Here is a 17,654-nt window from a genome sequence, read left to right on the forward strand (position 1 = left end):
ATTGGCGCGCGCGACGGATACCGTCGCCTGTGTAGGCACGTCGATGAGGAGTGCGTCATGGCTCGGTTTCCCAAGCCGCCCGAGGGCAGTTGGACCGAACACTATCCGCGGCTGGGCACCGACCCGGTGTCGTACGAGGACTCGATCAGTCCCGAGCAGTTCGAGATTGAACGCAAGGCGGTGTTCAAGCGGGCGTGGCTGAATGTCGGTCGCGTCGAACAACTTCCGCGCAAGGGCAGCTACTTCACCAAAGAGCTCAAGGTGGTCGGCACCTCGATCATCGTGGTGCGCAACAATGCCGGCGAGGTGAAGGCGTTTCACAACATCTGCCGGCACCGGGGCAACAAGCTGGTGTGGAACGACATGCCGCTGGAGGAGACGAAGGGCTTCTGCAAGCAGTTCACCTGCAAGTACCACGCCTGGCGTTACGACCTCGACGGCAACCTGACGTTCGTGCAGCAGGAGGGTGAGTTCTTCGACCTCGACAAGGAGCGGTACGGCCTGGTGCCCGTGCACTGCGACGTCTGGGAGGGGTTCATCTTCGTCAACTTCGCACTCGAGCCCGAGCAGTCGCTGCGCGACTTCCTCGGCCCGATGATCCTGGGGCTGGAGGGCTATCCGTTCGAGAAGCTGACCTCGAAGTTCACGTATCGCTCTGAGGTCAAAGCGAATTGGAAGCTGTACATGGACGCGTTCCAGGAGTTCTACCACGCGCCCGTGCTGCATGCGAACCAGTCGCCGACCAACTATTCGAAGGCCGCGGCGCAGGCCGGTTTCGAGGCGCCGCACTACCGCATCGACGGACCGCACCGGCTCGTCAGCACTTCCGGGGTGCGGGTGTGGGAGATGGGCGCCGAGATGCGCAAGCCCATGGAGGACATCTGCCAGAGCGGACTGTTCGGGCCGTGGGATTCACCCGACCTGGGGGAGATGCCCGTCGGCCTGAATCCGGCGAAATGCGATCCGTGGGGCCTGGATTCGTTCCAGTTGTTCCCCAACTTCGTCGTGCTGTTCTGGGGGCAGGGCTGGTACCTCACCTACCACTACTGGCCGACGTCGTACAACACCCACACCTTCGAATGCACGCTGTATTTCCCGCCGGCGCGCAGTCCGCGCGAGCGCATCGGACAGGAGCTCGCGGCGGTGACGTTCAAGGAGTACGGCCTGCAGGACGCCAACACATTGGAGGCCACGCAGTCGATGATCGAGTCCCGCACCGTCAACGAATTCCTGCTGTGTGACCAGGAGGTGCTGATCCGCCACCTGCACCACGAGACCGCCGCCTGGATCGAGGACTACCAGCGCAAGACGGCGGAGGTGTGATCATGACCGTGACATTGCCGGCCGAATTCGCCGACCTGGAGCCGTTTTCCGAGTGGTGCCTGCCGACGGAAGCCCAGCGGTATGCCAAGCGGCTCGACAGTTCGATGGCCCAGATGCAGGCGTTCTACGACGCGATCACGCCGCGGGCAGAGGACGCGATCGCGTTCTGCGACAAGTTCAGCCTCGACGACATGCCTGAGGATGTCCTGAACCTCATGCACCTGCTGTACTCCATGATCATGGTGTCGTTCCCCATCGAGTGCTGGAAGCAGCCGCGGGTTCCCGACTCCGGCGCCACAAAGCTCGACTGTGTTTACGAACCGGTGCCATGACGGCACTCACTGTCCTGCGAGCCGCCCGCTGGGCCGATGTAGACACCGGCGAAGTTCGGTCGCCTGCAGTCGTCGTGGTCGAGGGCGACCGCATCAAGGCCGTCAATCCGGTTGAACCCGTGCCGGATTCGGCCACCGTCATCGATCTCGGCGATGTGACGCTACTGCCCGGCTTGATGGACATGGAGCTCAACCTGCTCATCGGTGGACCCGGTGGGCCGGAAGGGCTGCCCAGTCCGATGCACGGCGTGCAGGACGATCCGGCGTATCGGACACTGCGCGGCGCCGTCAACGCCCGCACCACGCTGGACGCCGGGTTCACCACCGTGCGCAACCTCGGGCTGATGGTCAAGACCGGCGGCTACCTGCTGGACGTCGCTCTCATGCGGGCGATCGAGCAGGGCTGGCACGTCGGGCCCCGGATCTACCCGGCCGGGCACGCCGTGACGCCGTACGGAGGTCACCTCGATCCGACGGTGTTCCAGCGCCTGGCGCCGGGCATCATGCCGCTGTCCGTCGGGGAGGGCATCGCCAACGGCGTCGACGAGGTCCGCGCCTGCGTGCGCTATCAGGTCCGGCACGGCGCCAAGCTGATCAAGGTGTCGGCTTCCGGTGGCGTGATGTCGCACAGCACGGCTCCGGGTGCCCAGCAGTATTCCGACGACGAGTTCGCCGCGATCGCCGACGAGGCGCACCGCGCCGGCGTGCGGGTGGCCGCACACGCGGTGGGGGACAGCGCTATTCGGGCCTGCATTCGCGCCGGCATCGACTGCATCGAACACGGCTTCCTGGCGAGCGACGACACCATCAAGCTGATGGCCGACACGGGCACATTCCTGGTGTCGACGACCTACCTCACCGAGGCGATGGCGATCGACCGCATCGCGCCCGAGCTGCGCAAGAAAGCCGAGGTCGTGTTTCCGCAGGCACAGGCGATGTTGCCCAAGGCCATCGCGGCCGGAGTGCGCATCGCCTGCGGAACCGATGCGCCGGCAGTGCCGCACGGGCAGAACGCGAAAGAGCTCTGCGCGCTCGTCTCGCGCGGCATGACGCCGATGCAGGCCATCCGGGCCGCGACCGTCACGAGCGCCGAACTCATCGACGCCGACGACGAACTCGGGCGCCTCGCCCCCGGCTACCTTGCGGACATCGTGGCCGTGCCCGGGGACGTATCCAGCGATATCGCCAGTACGCTGGACGTGCGCTTCGTGATGAAAGCGGGGCAGATCTACAAGCAGGTCGATGGAGGTGCGTAGTGGACCTGGACGAGAACCTCCTCTGGCATCTCAAGCAGGCGTTCTACTTCTCACTGACATCAGTGAACGAAGCCGTCAGTAGTCACGGCGTCAGTACCGCGCAGATCGGTGTGCTGCGCCAACTCGCCAATGAGCCGGGACTGTCCGGCGCCGACCTGGCGCGCCGGCTGCTCATCACCCCGCAGGGTGTGCAGTTGGCGCTCAAGGCGCTCGAGGATCGCGGGCTGGTGCAACGCAAGCCGGATCCGCAGCATGCCCGCATCCTCCAGGCCTTCCTGACCGAGCAGGGACGCAAGACCGCTGCCGCGGTCGTCAGCGACGCAGTCGAGGCGCACGAAGCGGTGTTCGGTGTGCTCACCGCCGAGGAGCAGGAGACCCTCAAGCGGCTGCTCACACGCGTCGTCGAGCAGGGCACCGGACACAAGTTGATCGACGATCACGTCGGCGACTGACGGTCCCCGGCCCTGCCGTTGACCCTGTACGCAGGGCGTAAAAGTGCGAGTGGGGTACGCCGTAAGTGCAGAGTCAACAAGTCAATATCAATCACTTGATATCAATGACAAGTACTTGATACTGTCGAGGGGATGGCCGATCTTGTGGACGACTTCGCGTCACTACGCATCAAGCGGGTGGTGCGGGAAACCGGCGACGCCGTGTCGCTGGTTCTCGACATCCCCGAGGACTGCGCGCCCCGATTCCGTTACCAGGCAGGGCAATTCCTGACCCTGCGGGTGCAGCTGGGCGGCGATCAGCACCGCCGGTGCTACTCGATGTCGTCGTCGCCCCATAACGGCGACGACCTGCAGATCACGATCAAACGTGACGGCAGCGGGCTGGTCTCAAACTGGCTGAACGACAGCGCTGAGGTCGGCGGTCACATCGAAGCCGCGCCGCCGGAAGGACGCTTCGTGCTGGGCGACGGGGAGCGTGACCTCGTCGCCTTCGCCGGTGGCAGCGGGATCACGCCGATCCACTCTCTCATCGGGGCCGCGCTGGCAGGAACCGCGCGCCGCATCCGGTTGTTCTATGCCAATCGCAGCAGCGACTCGGTGATCTTCGCCGATTCCCTTGCCGCACTGGCAGAGTCCCATCCCGACCGGCTGACAGTGCGGCACCACTTCGACGATGTCGACGGCATCGTGCAACCGGAGGCCATCGCGTCCTTCATTGCCGAGGCGGGCGACGCGGAGTACTACATCTGCGGACCCGGACCGTTCATGGACGCAGTGGAATCCGCGGTCATGCAGACCGGGACGCCACGGAGCCGGATTCACCTGGAGCGCTTCGAGGTTGCGACGGTATCGGCCGAGGAGACGGCTGCGTCGGTAACCGAGGAAGTCACCATCGAACTCGACCGCCGCAAGACGACGGTGGAATACCGGGCGGGCAACACGCTGCTGCAGACGGCCCGCATCGCGGGTCTGCGGGCGCCGTCGTCGTGCGAAACCGGTTCCTGCGGAACGTGTATGGCGCGCATCGTCGAAGGCAGTGCGCACATGCTCAACAACGATGCCCTCGACGACGACGAGGTCGCCGACGGCTGGGTGCTGACCTGCCAGTCCCTGCCGACCAGCAGGACCGTTCGAGTGGTTTACGAGTAGGAGTGCGCATGACACGCGTGGCTGTGGTGACCGGCGGTGCGTCGGGTATGGGGGAAGCGACCTGCCATGAATTGGGGCGGCGGGGGCACAAGGTCGCCGTCCTCGACCTCAACGGGGAAGCGGCACAGCGGGTTGCGGAAAATCTGCGCGCCGACGGGGTGGAGGCAGTCGGGATCGCCGCCGACGTCAGCGACCGCGTCTCTGTGGAAGACGCCTTCGCCAAGGTGCGCAGCGAGTTCGGGCCCGTGCACATCCTGGTCACCAGTGCCGGCGTGGTGGACTTCGCGGCTTTCACCGACATCAGCCTGGATTCGTGGCAGCGGCTGATCGACGTCAATCTGACCGGTACGTTCCACTGCTGTCAGGTCGCGATACCCGACATGCTCGCGGCCGGGTGGGGTCGCATCGTGATGATCTCGTCGTCCAGCGCGCAGCGCGGGTCGCCGGGGATGGCGCATTACGCCGCGTCAAAAGGCGCGTTGCTCTCGCTGACGAAATCACTTGCCCGCGAATATGGTCCGGCGGGGATCACGGTGAACAACGTACCGCCGTCGGGCATCGAGACGCCCATGCAGCACCAGTCGCAGGCGGCGGGCAATCTACCGCCCAACGAGCAGATGGCGGCCAGTATCCCGGTTGGCCACCTCGGCACCGGCGACGACATCGCAGCGGCCGTCGGGTTCCTGTGCTCGTCGGAGGCCGGCTTCATCACCGGGCAGACCCTCGGTGTCAACGGCGGGGCCGTGATGTGACGGGAAGCGATGTGACCGAACAACTTCGAGGAGGAGTTCATGGCTAAGTGGCCCAAGCCCGCGGAAGGCAGCTGGACCGAGCACTATCCCGAACTCGGCACCGGGCCGATTTCGTTCCGCGATTCGATCTCGCCGGAGTTCTACGAACTCGAGCGCGAAGCGGTCTTCAAACGCGCGTGGCTCAATGTCGGACGGATCGAGGAGGTGCCCCGGGTCGGCAGCTACTTCACCAAGGAGATCGACGCTGCCAGGACCTCGGTGATCGTGGTGAAGGGCAAGGACGAACAGATCCGCGCCTTCTACAACATCTGCCGCCACCGCGGAAACAAGCTGGTGTGGAACGACTTTCCGAACGAGGAGACCAAGGGCGGGTGCCGGCAGTTCACCTGCAAGTACCACGGCTGGCGCTACGACCTCAAGGGCGACCTGACGTTCGTGCAGCAGGAGGGCGAGTTCTTCGGGCTCGACAGCTCGCGATATGGCCTCAAGCCCGTGCACTGCGATGTGTGGAACGGCTTCATCTTCATCAACTTCGATCCCGAGCCGCAGTGGAGCCTGCGGGAGTTCCTCGGCCCGATGATCACCGCACTCGACGACTACCCGTTCGGGGCGATGACCGAGCGGTACGACTTCGCCGCGGAGAACAACAGCAACTGGAAGATCTTCGCCGACGCGTTCCAGGAGTACTACCACGTACCGTCGCTGCACTCCCAGCAGGTGCCGAGCGCGGTGCGTCAACCCAACGCCTCCTTCGAGTGCGGGCACTTCCAGATCGACGGGCCGCACCGCCTGGTGTCGACCGCCGGTACCCGCCGCTGGAAGCTCGATCCCGACTACATGTACCCCGTCGAGCGGATCACCCGCAGTGGCCTGGTCGGCCCGTGGCGTACCCCGGAGACCCATTTCTCGGCGGGCCTCAACCCGGGTGGTATCGAACCGTGGGGCATCACGAACTTCCAGATCTTCCCCAACCTGGAAATCCTGATCTACCACGGCTGGTATCTGCTGTACCGCTACTGGCCGACGTCGCACAACACCCATAAGTTCGAGGCGTACAACGCCTTTCATCCGGCACGCACGGTGCGCGAGCGCATCGAGCACGAAGTCGCCTCGGTGGTGCTCAAAGAGTTTGCGCTCCAAGACGCCGGCATGCTCGGCGGCACCCAGGCGGCGCTGGAGTACGACGTCGTCGACGACTACCCGCTGTCCGATCAGGAGATCCTGGTCCGGCATCTGCACAAGGTTTCGGTCGACTGGGTCGAGCAGTACAAGGCCCAGCGGGCCCCGGTGGGGGTGTGATCGTGGCGGAAACCAAGCTGCCGAGCGCCTTCGCCGAGTTCGAGCCGTTCGCCGAGAAGTGGTGCCTGGCAACCGAACCCGAACGCTGGGAAATGCGCCTGAACACGCCGATGACCGAGATTCGGGAGTTCTACGACGCGTTCACGCCACGCTTCGAAGAAGCCATCGACTACTGCGACAAGTTCGGCCTCGACGACCTGCCGGATGACGCGCTCAACCTGCTGCACCTCATCTACTCGATGATCATGGTGTCGATGGCCGTCGAGATCTTCGGCACCCAGAAGCCCGCCGACTCCGCCGATGCCGTCATGAATCGCATCGGGGCGCCGGTGCCGTGAGTGTCCTGACCATCAACAAGCTCACGTCATCGGTCGGGGCGGAAGTGTCCGGCATCGATGCCGAACGGCTGGCCGCCGACGATGCGCTCGCCGCGGCAGTGCTGGATGCCTTGGAGGACAACGGCGTACTGGTCTTCCCGGGACTGTGGCTCGAGCCGCAGCAGCAGGTCGCGTTCTGCCGCCGGCTCGGGCATGTCGATCACTCGTCGGACGGACACCATTCCGTTGCGGGCATCTACCCGATCACGCTCGACACGTCCAAGAACGCCTCGGCGGCGTATCTGCGGGCGACGTTCGATTGGCACATCGACGGCTGCACACCCATCGAGGACACCTGCCCGCAGCAGGCGACCGTGCTTTCGGCAGTCGCGGTGGCGGCGTCCGGCGGCGAGACCGAGTTTGCGAATTCCTATGGCGCATATGACGGACTGACCGACGACGAACGGGAGCGGTACGGGCAGCTGCGGGTGGTGCATTCGCTCGAGGCATCGCAACGCCGCGTCACACCCGATCCGTCGCCTGAACAGCTCGCCGTGTGGCGGTCGCGGCGGACGCACGAGCATCCGCTGGTCTGGACGCACCGTTCCGGACGCAAGTCACTCGTTCTTGGTGCGTCGGCGGACTACATCGTCGGCATGGAGCCGGACGAGGGACGCGCGCTGCTCGCCGAACTGCTGGAGCGGGCCACTGCCGCGGACAAGGTGTACAGCCACACGTGGTCGGTGGGGGACACCGTCATCTGGGACAACCGCGGGGTGCTGCACCGTGCCGCCCCCTACGACCCGGATTCGCCGCGGGAGATGCTGCGGACGACCGTTCTGGGGGACGAGCCGATCCAGTGATCGGCCGATTGACGTCGGCGGATCACTGTGGAAATGTAATCATCAAAGATGAGAATCACATTCTCATCTGAGCCTGCTTCGAATGGAGGACGCGTGTCGGAAGACCTCACCGCGGTCGATTTCTTCCGGGATGATCGGCTGACCGACGACCCGTACCCGTTTTACGAGGCCCTGCGCAACAAGTGCCCGGTGACCCGTGAAGAGCACTACGGCGTCACGATGGTCACCGGCTGGCAGGAAGCGGTCGATGTCTACAACGACGCCGACACGTTCTCGTCGTGCATCTCGGTGACGGGCCCGTTCCCGGGCTTCCCGGTACCGCTCGACGGTGACGATGTCAGCGAGCTCATCGAGAAGCACCGTGACGAGATTCCCTACAGCGACCAGCTGCCCACGCTCGATCCGCCGACGCACACCAATCACCGCGCCCTGCTGATGCGGCTGATCACCCCCAAGCGCCTCAAGGAGAACGAGGACGCGATGTGGCGGATCGCCGACGACATGCTGGGTGAGTTCCTGGCGCCCGGCGCGGGCGAGTTCATCAAGGGGTTCGCCGGGCCGTTCACGCTGCGCGTCATCGCGGACCTCCTCGGGGTTCCCGATGAGGATTGCCCCGAACTGCTCGAGCGCCTCGCGAAGGGCACCCATGGGGGCGGGCTCGGTAGTACCGACGAAAAGACGCTCTCCAAAACGCCTTTCGAGTATCTCTACGAGGCCTTCGCGGTCTACGTCGAAGACCGCCGCCGCGAACCCCGCGACGACGTGCTGACGGGCCTGGCGACCGCGACCTTCCCCGACGGCACCATGCCGACGGTGGACGACGTGGTGCGCGTGGCCACGAATGTGTTCTCGGCCGGGCAGGAGACCACCGTCCGACTGCTCAGCACGGCGCTGAAGGTTATCGGCGAGCAACCCGACATGCAGGCCAAGCTCCGCGCGGATCGCAGCCTGCTGCCGAACTTCATCGAGGAGTGCCTACGCATCGAAAGTCCGGTTAAGGGCGACTTCCGGCTCTCGCGTGTGCCGACCACGATCGGTGACGAGGCGATCGGTGCGGGCTGCACGCTGATGGTGATCAATGGTGCGGCCAACCGGGATCCGCGACGCTTCGAGGATCCCGACACCTTCGACGCCGAACGCAAGAACGCGCGTCAACACCTCGCCTTCGGCCGCGGTATCCACAGCTGCCCGGGTGCGCCGCTGGCGCGGGCCGAGACCCGCGTGGCGCTGGAGCGGCTCCTCGACCGGACATCGGATATCAGAATCTCCGAGGCCCACCACGGACCGGCGGGAAATCGCCGGTACCAATACATTCCGACCTACATCCTGCGTGGCATCATCGACCTCCATCTCGAATTCGATCCGGCCGGGAGCGCGTCATGAAGGTTGTTGTCGATGAGGATCGGTGCCGCGGGCACGGCATGTGCCTGACGTTGTGCCCAGATGTCTTCAGTATGACTGACGACGGTTATGCGGTCGCCGACCCCTCGGAGATCGGCCCCGGCCTCGAGGACGCGGTTCGCGATGCCATGACGAACTGTCCGGAACAAGCAATCGTCGAAACGAACGACTAGTCAAGGAGATTCGAGTGGCCAAGGGATATGTGATCCTCACCGAGGACGTCAAGGACCCCGCCGGCATGGCGGAGTACGCCAAGCTGGCCGGCAAGGCGATGTCGTCGGCCACCATCGTGTCGGTGGACCAGAATCCCCAGGTGCTCGAGGGTAGCTGGCACGGCAACCAGACCGTCGTGCTGGAGTTCGAGTCGGTGGATGCCGCCCGAGCTTGGTACGAATCCGACGCCTACCAGGCGGCGGCCAAGGTCCGCCAGTCCGCCGCGGATTGCAACGCCGTGATCCTGTCGGGCTTCGGGGCCTGACGGGGCCTGACACTCAGCGGGCCTCAGCCCGCTGACCACCCGCCGTCGGCTGCCACGATTGCGCCGTTGACGAACGCGGCGGCGTCGGAGGCCAGGAAGACGATCACGTCGGCCATCTGCTCCGGCAGGGCGATGTTGGGCGCGGCAGAGATGATGGGCGTCAGTCGGGCCTGACCGGTCTCGTCGAATCCGCTTATGCTGCCGGTGATTCCGGTCAACGTGGGGCCGGGCAGGATCGCATTGCACCTGATCCCGTCCTTGGCGTAGGACCAGGCGATGTTTCGGGTCAATCCGATGACGCCATGCTTGGAGGCGGTGTACGCGGCGCCCGCCGATCCACCGCGCACGCCGGCGGCCGAGCTGGTGTTGACGATGACGCCGCGCTGCCGGCCGAGCATGTGGGGGAGTACCGCATGCGTCACGATGAAGGTGCCGGTCAGGTTGATCCGGATGACCCGGTCCCATTCGGCGAGCGTGGTATCGGCCGGTAGCGCCATGGTGTCGATGACGCCCGCGTTGTTGGACAGCACGTCGATATGGCCGTAGGCGTCGAGGGCCGCGGTCACCGCACGCGCCACGGACTCCTCGTCGGCGATATCCGCGGCGATGGCGATGGCCGCGTCACCGATCAAGGCTGCGGTTTCGCCGGCCGCATCACCGTTGATGTCGGTGGCGACGACGCGGGCACCCGCCTTGGCGAATGCCAGGGCGGTGGCGCGTCCGATGCCCGAGCCCGCGCCGGTGATCAGAGCAACCTTTTCCTCGAATCCTTCTTTCATGCAAGGCCTTTCATGCGGGGCAAGGTCAGTGGCAGGTCATTGTAGGTGGCGATACCGGCGCGACATCGAAACTCCCCGGGGTCGTTTACGAGGTTGCTCGCCATCGTTTCCGGACCCCGGCGACGGCGCGCCCAGCGATACGATGGGGTTGACCGTTCGCCAGATCGATGATCGAGTCCGCGACCGGCCAGGACATCTTGCCGTCGCTCATCAAGACCAACTGCTCAATGCTCTGGTATGCGGCCATGCCGACGAACATCGCAACGTCACGGTCGGTGGTGGCAGTCTTCTTGGCCTGCCTGGCGACGATTCGGTTCAGCAGCCGCCCGACCGGCGAGGCGGTGAGTTCCTGCAGGGTCGATTGGCGCGTGAAATGTGGACGCGAGGGTGGCGGGACCGCAGCACTCTGTGCAGGCGGCGAGGCCGGTATCAGACGGGTCCCGACGGCTGGAAGGTCGGAGTAACCGACGATGCCGGGCCGCGCCGCGACGACGGCCGGGATGGCGTTAACAACGGGCATCGCCGTGATCACTGAACCGATGCCGACCATCTCGTCCATCGTCATCGAGCCGAACTCGGGTAACACTCCGGCGCGGAGGGTGACGTTGGGGTGGCCGCGGATCTCGATTTCGTAGTCCATCGTGATGTCCCATGCTGGGACGAGGTCCGCGGTGATAGTCCACTTCACCGCGGTCTCCACGACATCGAGACCGCCCGCTGAGCCGATCCAGCGTGCGTAGACTCCTGCGACGGTGCCTGCGCGAACGTCACGTCCGGGGATATCGAGATCTTTGCCTGCGTAGGTGAACTCCACATCGCACCGAATTCCGTCGACGGAGACGTCTAGCAACTCGGCCAGGGCCTCGCAGGCGTCGCCAAACGGGATGGTGGCGTGCTTGATGTCCGCCGCGTGGTTCGGGTCACCCGCAGCACGCCCCCAGCCCAGCTCGTCCTGGTTCGCGTCCCCGGCCCAAGGCCCGATGTCGAACGACTCAAGGATTCTGACGTAGCTGGCGGTACGGCACACGTTGGTCGCGACCGACGCCAGATGCTGCATGTATCCGGGATTGATGCCGCTGCCAAACATGCTGGCACCACCTTCCACGGCGGCGGCCTCGAGCCGCGCTCGCGCCTCCTCGCCATAGGCACGGCCGGTCATGAAGTGCGCAGTCGTCGCGACGTTGATGCCCGCTCGAAGCAGCGTCTCCAGATGTTCGATTTCAGGGTGCAACGGCATGTAGACGACGCAGTCCGGCTGCAGCGCAACGATGTCCTCGATGCGATTGGTCGCCGCGATGCCGAGTGTGCGGTCGAGCCCGCACAGCTCGCCGAGGTCCCTCCCGACCTTGTCAGCGCTATAGGCGAAGACACCGACGAGTTCAAGGCTGGGGCGTTCGAGGATGCCCTTGACCGCTTCGCGCGAGACGTTGCCGGTCGTCCACTGCACCAGACGGATTGGGGGAGAAGTCATTCAGTGCTCCAGGATCTGGCGCGGATGAGGGTGTAAGACCAGCGGCCGGGCTCCGAGGACGAGCCAGGCTGAGGCCGCGGAGCCGCGAGTACCCCGGGTTGTCGACTGAAGCGATGCCCTGCCCCAAGAGGACGGCGGCTTCAATTCCGGGAGCCGACCTGTTGTGCGGCAACGGCTTTGACCGAACTCGCCCCGACGTTGCCGGTCGTCCACTGAACGACGCGGTAGGGCTTCATACGGGATCCTCCGTGATCGATATGGCCTGGCGGGGACATTGGCGAACGGCTTCGGCGATCCGGTCGTGGTTGTCCGGGGTTACCTCGTCCTGCAAGACGTGCAAGTAGTCCTGGTCGTCGAGATGGAACACGTCGGGGATGAGGCCCTCGCAGACGCCGTTGCTCTCGCACAGCCCGAAGTCGACGTGTACTTTGCTCACCGCAGCACCCGCACCGGAATGTTCTGCCAGCCCATGACGTTCTGCATGTGGACGCGTTTGCAACCGTCCCAGTCGATTTCATAACGCGGCATGAAGTCCAGCAGGGCCTCCAGTGCGACGGCGCTCTCCATCCGTGCCAGTGCCGCCCCCAGACAACTGTGGATGCCGTACCCGAATCCGAGGTTCTGGGCCTCGGTGTGGTTGCGGTCGATGTCGAAGGCATCAGGGTCGGTCCACGCTTCGGGGTCGCGGTTGGCCGATCCGCCGAGCAGGAAGACCGGCGCACCCTCGGGAATCGTCGTGCCGTGCAGGTGCACGTCTTTCATGCTGCGACGCACGTTGTACTGCGACGGCGCCTCGTACCGCAGCAGTTCCTCGACGGCTGCGGGAATCTTGCCGCGATCGTCCAGCAGCCTCTGCCACTGTTCCGGATACCGGGCGAAGAGGTAGACGGCGTTACCGACCAGCTTGGTCACCGTCTCAGCGCCAGCGCCGCCCAGAAGTGAGGCGAATCCGGCGATCTCGTAATCCTCCAGCTTCGTGACCGTCCCGTCTTCGCGTTCGGTCTCGGCGGCGAGAAGGCGGCTGATCAAATCGTCACCGGGTTCGTCCTTGCGCCGGCGCGCCAGGTCGAAATAGAAAGCCGCGCTGTCGAGGTAGGCCTGGATGCCCTGCTCCGAGGTTTCGACCTGGCCGATCTCGCGGTGCAGCGATTCATCGATCCAGTACCGGACCTGTTGGGCCTGTTCGTCGGGGACACCCATCATGTTGGTGATCACCTCGACCGGGAACGGTCCGGTGAAGTCCTGCACGGCATCGAATCCATTGGGGTCGAGGCGGTTCAGGTACTTCTCGATCTTCGCCCGGACCATCTCGCGTTGTGACTGGATCGCGCGCGGCGTGAACACCTTGTTCAGCAGACTGCGGATGTGGCGGTGTTCGGGCGGATCCATGAAGATGATCATCCGCATGTTGCCCGGCAACTCGACTCCGGTGCGTACCTGTGCCAAATCCGCGCCGTACGCCGATGAATAGGTCTCGAAGTCGCGGTAGGCGGGAGCGACGTCCTCGTGCCGCGACAGCGCGTAGAAATCGTGTTCCTCGCTGTAGTAGACGGGTGCCTCAGCGCGCATTCGCCGGTAGGTATCCCACGGCCCGTTGAAGAAGTCCTCGGAGAATGGGTCGAACACGAGTTTCGTTGCGGTCATGCGGTATTGCTCCCTCCGGTTGGCGCCAGGCCAACATCGATGACGGCGTCGAGCACGCCCAGTCCGGTGCCCAACTCAGCTGCGGTGGCGCGGACCGTCGCGACATCCTTGGTCAGGAACTCGCCGACGACCGCGCGGAACGACGCGGCAGAACCTGCCCGCGCGACGCTGTCGAGCGCGCGGCCCCCCGCGCTGGCGTGGGGCAGGGCTGCCAGCAGCGTCGATTCCGGAATGCCCAGCTGTTCGCCGAGTTCGGCTGCGGCGCTGATCAATCCGATCTGCGCGGCGAACAGTGCATTATTGATCAGTTTGACTCGCTGACCGGCGCCCGGCGGCCCGGCGTGAATGATCGGGTCGCCGTAACACGACAGCACCGGCTTGGCCCGCCCGACCGCGGCGTCGGACCCGCCGACGAACAGCGTCAGCCGGCCCGCCGCGATATCGTGCGGGCCGCCGCTGACCGCGGCATCGACGACGTCCACCCCGCGGGCGGCGATGGCCTCCGTGGTGTGCGGGCTGCCGGTGGTGTGAATGACCAGGACGGCGCCGGGCTGCAGATCAGACGCCAGCGCAGCGGCGACCTCGCGGACCTGTTGGTCGGTGAAGACGCAGATGACGACGGCATCGGCGTCGGCGCACACAGCGGCGAAGTCGGGGACCGGTGTTGCGCCGAGTTCCGTTATGACGGTGCTCTTCTCGGGAGAGCGTGCCAGAACATTCACATGGTCGTCGGCCGCGACGAGCCGGCGGACCATGGCACTGCCCATGCGCCCCGCTCCGACGAAGCCGACCGTGCTCACCGGGTGCGGCCCATCAAACCCAGTGCAGCATCGGCGGATTCGAGCACTGCGCCCGGTGTGGCGCCGGCGGCCTCGGCGAGGTCGGCAATCAGGCTGACGTCCTTCTTCAGTAGGTCCGCGGCCACCGACTTGAGGATGTCGAGGCTGCCGCCGAACTGGGCGATGCGGCCGAGCGCGAAGCTGTTGGCAGAGCCCTGGGTGATCACCTCGGCGAGGCGGTCCACCGAGACACCGAGCGCTTCGCCGAGGTCCAGCGTCGTCTTCGCGGTCGCGATATTGGCGGTGAAGAGCAGGTTGTTCAGCAGTTTGGTCACCTGGCCGGAACCGACACCCCCGAGGTGGACGACCGGTTCGGCGTACGTGGCGAACACTGGCCGACAGCGCTCGACGACGTCGGGGTCGCCGCCGACCATCACCAGGAGCCGGCCGGCGGCCGCCGCGGGGCCACCGCCGCTGACCGGCGCATCGAGCAATGAAATGCCCTTGGCTGCCGCAGTTTCGGCGAGTTCGCGACAGGTGTCGGGGTGAACAGTGCTGTGGATGGCGACGGTGCCGCCGGGTGCCAGTCCGGCCAAGACGCCTGAGTCACCGTTCAGCACCTGACGGACGTCGTCGTCGCCGACCACGCACACACAGACCAGATCGCTGATGGCAGCCAACGCGGCGGGCGTGTCGACGACTTTGGCCGCGGTGTCGGCGAACGGTTCGACGGAGGCCGCCCGCCGGGCCCACAACGCCAGCGGATATCCGGCCTCCACGATGCGGCGCGCCATCGGCGCCCCCTGGCTGCCGAGACCGATGAATCCGACTCGCACTAACCGACCTCCAATGTGACTGTGGTGCTGCGCTGCTTGGCCAGGCATTCCTCGATGAACGCCAGGACCGTGAGGTGGTACGCCGCGGCTCCCACCGAAACGCTGATGTTGTGGCCCGTGTCGACCTGGCGATGAACCGTCATCCGCGGTGCGGCGGTGAACAATCCGCTGATCTCCGCAACGGCATCCGGGTCCGAGTGCCAGACCCGTTCGTGCTCGGCGACCGTGAAGTGCACTGGCAGCCGGACTTCGGCGGCCAGTGCCGGGAATTCACTGCGGGGCCAATCCTGGACCATCGCGGCCTCGTACCGGGCGCCGCTGCGCGCATTGGGAGTGTTGGTCAGCGGCGGATAGAGATCCGCCGGGTGCCACAGCAGTTCGCGCAGCCCCGGCGGGCGGTGGGTGACCGACGCCGACTTGAGCATCTCCACGGCGGCATCCTGGTAGCGCAGTCCGGTACCGGCCAGTCCGATACCGAAAACCTGCTGCCGCTCGGCTCTTTCGTCGGTGGCCATGCGTAGGACCAGTTCGCACCCGTTGGAGTGGCCGAGCAGGAAGACGCCGGCGCCGCGGTCGCGCGCCCCCAGTATCGCGTCGACCGCACCGTACGCCAGGGCGATCCGTTGTTCCGGCCGAACGACCGCATCGGGATAGGCGTCGGACGCCCCGTATCCGGGGCGATCCAATGCGACAACGGTGTAGCCGAGCGCCGCCGCGGTGCGCATCAGCGACAGTCGTGGGTGCCCGGGGCAATCGAAATACGCTGCGCTGCTGCCACCGCCGTGCGCCGCGACGATGACGGCGCGCGGCGCTTCGGCCTCGGCGAGCAGCCCTGACATCATGATGTCGCCGACGCGGACGATCCGCGGGGTGACCGTCATGAGTCGGTCCGCAGGAGGAGCACCCCGCTGGGGGTGAGGCCGCCGCTGCTGACCACCGCCACGCGAGCGTCCGCGACCTGTCGTTCGCCCGCCTCGCCGCGCAGTTGGGTGATCGCCTCGTGGACCAGGCCCATGCCGTGCGTGCGGCCGTGCGACAACTGACCGCCATGTGTGTTGAGCGGTAGCACGCCGTCGCGGGCGATGTTGGCGCCGCCGTCCAGGAAGTCCTTGGCTTCCCCGATACCGCAGAAGCCGAGCGCCTCGATCCAGGACAGACAGTTGAACGTGAACCCGTCGTAGAGCTCGGCGACGTCGACGTCCTTGGACGTCAAGCTGGTTCGGGTCCACAGGTGTGCGGCCTGGCCGAGCACCTGTGGCTCGTGGGTCAGCGTGCTCTGGTCCCACTCGATCGGTTCGAGGATCTGGGTACCGACCGCTTCGACTCGAATCGGCGGCTTGGCGAGGTCGCGGGCCACGTCGACGGCCGACACGATGACCGCGATCGACGCGTCACACGGCACGTCGCAGTCGTAGAGCCCGAACGGCGTGGTGATGGGCCGAGCGTTGAGGTAGTCGTCCATGGTCATCGGGTCGCGGTAGATCGCCGTCGGGTTCAGTGCGGCATTCGCGCGCTGGTTCAGCGCAATCCAGCCGAGCGTCTCCTTGGTGGTGCCGTAGCGGTGCATGTGGCGTTGCGCGTTCTGCGCCAGCGTGTGTGCGGCGGACGTGGCACCGAACGGGATCTGCCAGCTGGTGGTCCGGGCCCCACCCATCGGCGCGGCCTTGCCCTGCTTCATGAGTTCGTCGTAGGTGGCCTGCCAGAGCGTGCGGAAGCACAACACGTGGCGGGCGAATCCGCCGGCGACGGCCAGCATGGCCGCGATCACCGAGCCGCCGGGCCCGAATGTTTCGGGACCGCCGTTGTACCAGGTCGGCTTGAGTCCCAGAGCGGTCTCCAGCGCAGTCACCCCGCCCTCGCCGAAAGGACCGGGGAGACCGGCGCCCGGCCACGTGGACAGTCCGTCGATGTCGTCGATGGTCAGCCCGGCATCGGCGATGGCGTTCTCGCACGCCTCGATGGTCAGCGAGAGCGGGTCCACCATCAGGCGGCGGCCCATCTGCGAGGCACCGACACCGGTGATGGCCGCCTTGTCTTCGAACTTGTCGGTGGTGATCATCGGCCGGACGTGTTTGGCGAAGTCCTGCGGTTCGATGGCGTCGGCCGGCAGCGGGGCCAGTGCCGGCTGGTCGGCGACCGGCCGGAACAGCGGAAGCCAGACGTCGTCGTGCTGCTCGAAGACGACTTCCATCTGTTGGCCCAGTGCCAGCTGCTTGGGATCGCAGTCGATGATGTTGGTGGTCAGGCGAACTCGCGGGTCTTCGACGAGCGCCACTTGGGCGACCACATAGGGGGCCGGCAGTCCGGGAAGGCTGAATCGTTCGTTGAGTGTGAAGCCGATGAGCGTCGCGAGCCCGGACACCGTGCGGGTGCCCATCTTGCGTTCTCGGCAGTACCGGCAGACCGGTGCCGGGGGATGGATCAGCGCGTTGCAGTTCTCGCATTCGGTGATGCGCAGCACGCCGTCGGCCCCTGCGGTCCAATAGAACTCGTTCTCGGGCGTCACCTGTGGCAGCGGCATGC

Annotated in this window: 20 protein-coding genes; 12 read left to right on the plus strand and 8 right to left on the minus strand. The window is 65.8% G+C overall.

Going from position 1 to position 17,654, the window contains the following annotated elements; genetic code table 11:
* The first annotated feature begins 57 nt into the window (after window positions 1-57).
* The 12 genes from BR47_RS0111675 to BR47_RS0111730 all read left to right on the plus strand — a co-directional run bounded on the left by BR47_RS0111675 (window position 58) and on the right by BR47_RS0111730 (window position 9,622).
* Window positions 58-1,323 carry an aromatic ring-hydroxylating oxygenase subunit alpha gene (locus BR47_RS0111675; RefSeq protein WP_029119629.1) on the plus strand — a complete coding sequence of 422 codons (1,266 nt, stop codon included), beginning with the start codon at window positions 58-60 and terminating at the stop codon, window positions 1,321-1,323.
* Between the two features lie 2 nt (window positions 1,324-1,325).
* Window positions 1,326-1,655 carry a hypothetical protein gene (locus tag BR47_RS0111680; RefSeq protein WP_036427166.1) on the plus strand — a complete coding sequence of 110 codons (330 nt, stop codon included), beginning with the start codon at window positions 1,326-1,328 and terminating at the stop codon, window positions 1,653-1,655.
* On the plus strand, window positions 1,652-2,911 hold the full coding sequence (locus BR47_RS0111685; RefSeq protein WP_020102590.1) for a metal-dependent hydrolase family protein: 1,260 nt from the start codon (window positions 1,652-1,654) through the stop codon (window positions 2,909-2,911). Before BR47_RS0111680 ends, BR47_RS0111685 begins: the two co-directional genes overlap by 4 nt.
* Window positions 2,911-3,363 carry a MarR family winged helix-turn-helix transcriptional regulator gene (locus tag BR47_RS0111690; protein ID WP_029119631.1) on the plus strand — a complete coding sequence of 151 codons (453 nt, stop codon included), beginning with the start codon at window positions 2,911-2,913 and terminating at the stop codon, window positions 3,361-3,363. Before BR47_RS0111685 ends, BR47_RS0111690 begins: the two co-directional genes overlap by 1 nt.
* 132 nt (window positions 3,364-3,495) lie before the next feature.
* Window positions 3,496-4,512, plus strand: a complete 1,017-nt coding sequence (locus BR47_RS0111695; protein ID WP_029119632.1) for a ferredoxin--NADP reductase — start codon at window positions 3,496-3,498, stop codon at window positions 4,510-4,512.
* An 8-nt stretch (window positions 4,513-4,520) separates the two neighbouring features.
* Complete coding sequence (locus tag BR47_RS0111700) at window positions 4,521-5,264, plus strand: SDR family NAD(P)-dependent oxidoreductase (RefSeq protein ID WP_029119633.1); 744 nt, start codon at window positions 4,521-4,523, stop codon at window positions 5,262-5,264.
* 39 nt (window positions 5,265-5,303) lie between these two features.
* Window positions 5,304-6,563: an aromatic ring-hydroxylating oxygenase subunit alpha gene (locus tag BR47_RS0111705; RefSeq protein WP_020102586.1), complete on the plus strand. Its 1,260-nt coding sequence runs from the start codon at window positions 5,304-5,306 to the stop codon at window positions 6,561-6,563.
* Between the two features lie 2 nt (window positions 6,564-6,565).
* Window positions 6,566-6,901 carry a hypothetical protein gene (locus tag BR47_RS0111710; protein WP_029105481.1) on the plus strand — a complete coding sequence of 112 codons (336 nt, stop codon included), beginning with the start codon at window positions 6,566-6,568 and terminating at the stop codon, window positions 6,899-6,901.
* Window positions 6,898-7,743, plus strand: coding sequence for a TauD/TfdA dioxygenase family protein (locus BR47_RS0111715; protein WP_020102584.1), 846 nt, complete (start codon window positions 6,898-6,900; stop codon window positions 7,741-7,743). Before BR47_RS0111710 ends, BR47_RS0111715 begins: the two co-directional genes overlap by 4 nt.
* Window positions 7,744-7,836: 93 nt before the next feature.
* Window positions 7,837-9,126, plus strand: coding sequence for a cytochrome P450 (locus BR47_RS0111720; RefSeq protein WP_029119634.1), 1,290 nt, complete (start codon window positions 7,837-7,839; stop codon window positions 9,124-9,126).
* Window positions 9,123-9,317: a ferredoxin gene (locus BR47_RS0111725; RefSeq protein ID WP_020102582.1), complete on the plus strand. Its 195-nt coding sequence runs from the start codon at window positions 9,123-9,125 to the stop codon at window positions 9,315-9,317. Before BR47_RS0111720 ends, BR47_RS0111725 begins: the two co-directional genes overlap by 4 nt.
* Window positions 9,318-9,331: 14 nt before the next feature.
* Window positions 9,332-9,622 carry a DUF1330 domain-containing protein gene (locus BR47_RS0111730; protein WP_020102581.1) on the plus strand — a complete coding sequence of 97 codons (291 nt, stop codon included), beginning with the start codon at window positions 9,332-9,334 and terminating at the stop codon, window positions 9,620-9,622.
* 23 nt (window positions 9,623-9,645) lie between these two features.
* Here BR47_RS0111730 and BR47_RS0111735 read toward each other — a convergent pair whose 3' ends face one another.
* The 8 genes from BR47_RS0111735 to BR47_RS0111775 form a co-directional block, all read right to left on the minus strand.
* On the minus strand, window positions 9,646-10,401 hold the full coding sequence (locus BR47_RS0111735; RefSeq protein WP_029119635.1) for an SDR family NAD(P)-dependent oxidoreductase: 756 nt from the start codon (window positions 10,399-10,401) through the stop codon (window positions 9,646-9,648).
* A gap of 85 nt (window positions 10,402-10,486) precedes the next feature.
* Window positions 10,487-11,848 carry an NAD(P)H-dependent amine dehydrogenase family protein gene (locus BR47_RS30315; protein WP_029119636.1) on the minus strand — a complete coding sequence of 454 codons (1,362 nt, stop codon included), beginning with the start codon at window positions 11,846-11,848 and terminating at the stop codon, window positions 10,487-10,489.
* Window positions 11,849-12,104: 256 nt separating this feature from the next.
* Entirely contained in the window at window positions 12,105-12,308 is a 204-nt protein-coding gene (locus BR47_RS0111750; protein WP_020102577.1) for a ferredoxin, read from the minus strand.
* Window positions 12,305-13,516: a cytochrome P450 gene (locus BR47_RS0111755; RefSeq protein WP_020102576.1), complete on the minus strand. Its 1,212-nt coding sequence runs from the start codon at window positions 13,514-13,516 to the stop codon at window positions 12,305-12,307. Before BR47_RS0111755 ends, BR47_RS0111750 begins: the two co-directional genes overlap by 4 nt.
* Window positions 13,513-14,316 (minus strand): NAD(P)-dependent oxidoreductase, encoded by an 804-nt coding sequence (locus BR47_RS0111760; RefSeq protein ID WP_020102575.1) that lies wholly within the window; start codon window positions 14,314-14,316, stop codon window positions 13,513-13,515. The genes BR47_RS0111755 and BR47_RS0111760 overlap by 4 nt, the downstream gene beginning before the upstream one ends.
* On the minus strand, window positions 14,313-15,131 hold the full coding sequence (locus BR47_RS0111765; protein ID WP_029119637.1) for an NAD(P)-dependent oxidoreductase: 819 nt from the start codon (window positions 15,129-15,131) through the stop codon (window positions 14,313-14,315). The genes BR47_RS0111760 and BR47_RS0111765 overlap by 4 nt, the downstream gene beginning before the upstream one ends.
* Window positions 15,131-16,012, minus strand: coding sequence for an alpha/beta hydrolase (locus BR47_RS0111770; protein WP_029119638.1), 882 nt, complete (start codon window positions 16,010-16,012; stop codon window positions 15,131-15,133). The genes BR47_RS0111765 and BR47_RS0111770 overlap by 1 nt, the downstream gene beginning before the upstream one ends.
* Complete coding sequence (locus BR47_RS0111775) at window positions 16,009-17,652, minus strand: thiolase C-terminal domain-containing protein (RefSeq protein WP_177127320.1); 1,644 nt, start codon at window positions 17,650-17,652, stop codon at window positions 16,009-16,011. The genes BR47_RS0111770 and BR47_RS0111775 overlap by 4 nt, the downstream gene beginning before the upstream one ends.
* Between the last annotated feature and the right edge of the window lie 2 nt (window positions 17,653-17,654).

The sequence above is a fragment of the Mycobacterium sp. UNC410CL29Cvi84 genome, assembly GCF_000686745.1.
GTDB lineage: Bacteria > Actinomycetota > Actinomycetes > Mycobacteriales > Mycobacteriaceae > Mycobacterium > Mycobacterium mucogenicum_B.

Excerpts from the sequence above, each read along its gene's own strand:
- BR47_RS0111695 (WP_029119632.1), top strand. The coding sequence starts at position 3,496 with ATGGCCGATCTTGTGGACGACTTCGCGTCACTACGCATCAAGCGGGTG.
- BR47_RS0111735 (WP_029119635.1), bottom strand. The coding sequence starts at position 10,401 with ATGAAAGAAGGATTCGAGGAAAAGGTTGCTCTGATCACCGGCGCGGGC.
- BR47_RS0111680 (WP_036427166.1), top strand. The coding sequence starts at position 1,326 with ATGACCGTGACATTGCCGGCCGAATTCGCCGACCTGGAGCCGTTTTCC.
- BR47_RS0111725 (WP_020102582.1), top strand. The coding sequence starts at position 9,123 with ATGAAGGTTGTTGTCGATGAGGATCGGTGCCGCGGGCACGGCATGTGC.
- BR47_RS0111675 (WP_029119629.1), top strand. The coding sequence starts at position 58 with ATGGCTCGGTTTCCCAAGCCGCCCGAGGGCAGTTGGACCGAACACTAT.
- BR47_RS0111705 (WP_020102586.1), top strand. The coding sequence starts at position 5,304 with ATGGCTAAGTGGCCCAAGCCCGCGGAAGGCAGCTGGACCGAGCACTAT.
- BR47_RS0111685 (WP_020102590.1), top strand. The coding sequence starts at position 1,652 with ATGACGGCACTCACTGTCCTGCGAGCCGCCCGCTGGGCCGATGTAGAC.
- BR47_RS0111775 (WP_177127320.1), bottom strand. The coding sequence starts at position 17,652 with ATGCCGCTGCCACAGGTGACGCCCGAGAACGAGTTCTATTGGACCGCA.
- BR47_RS0111770 (WP_029119638.1), bottom strand. The coding sequence starts at position 16,012 with ATGACGGTCACCCCGCGGATCGTCCGCGTCGGCGACATCATGATGTCA.
- BR47_RS0111755 (WP_020102576.1), bottom strand. The coding sequence starts at position 13,516 with ATGACCGCAACGAAACTCGTGTTCGACCCATTCTCCGAGGACTTCTTC.
- BR47_RS0111700 (WP_029119633.1), top strand. The coding sequence starts at position 4,521 with ATGACACGCGTGGCTGTGGTGACCGGCGGTGCGTCGGGTATGGGGGAA.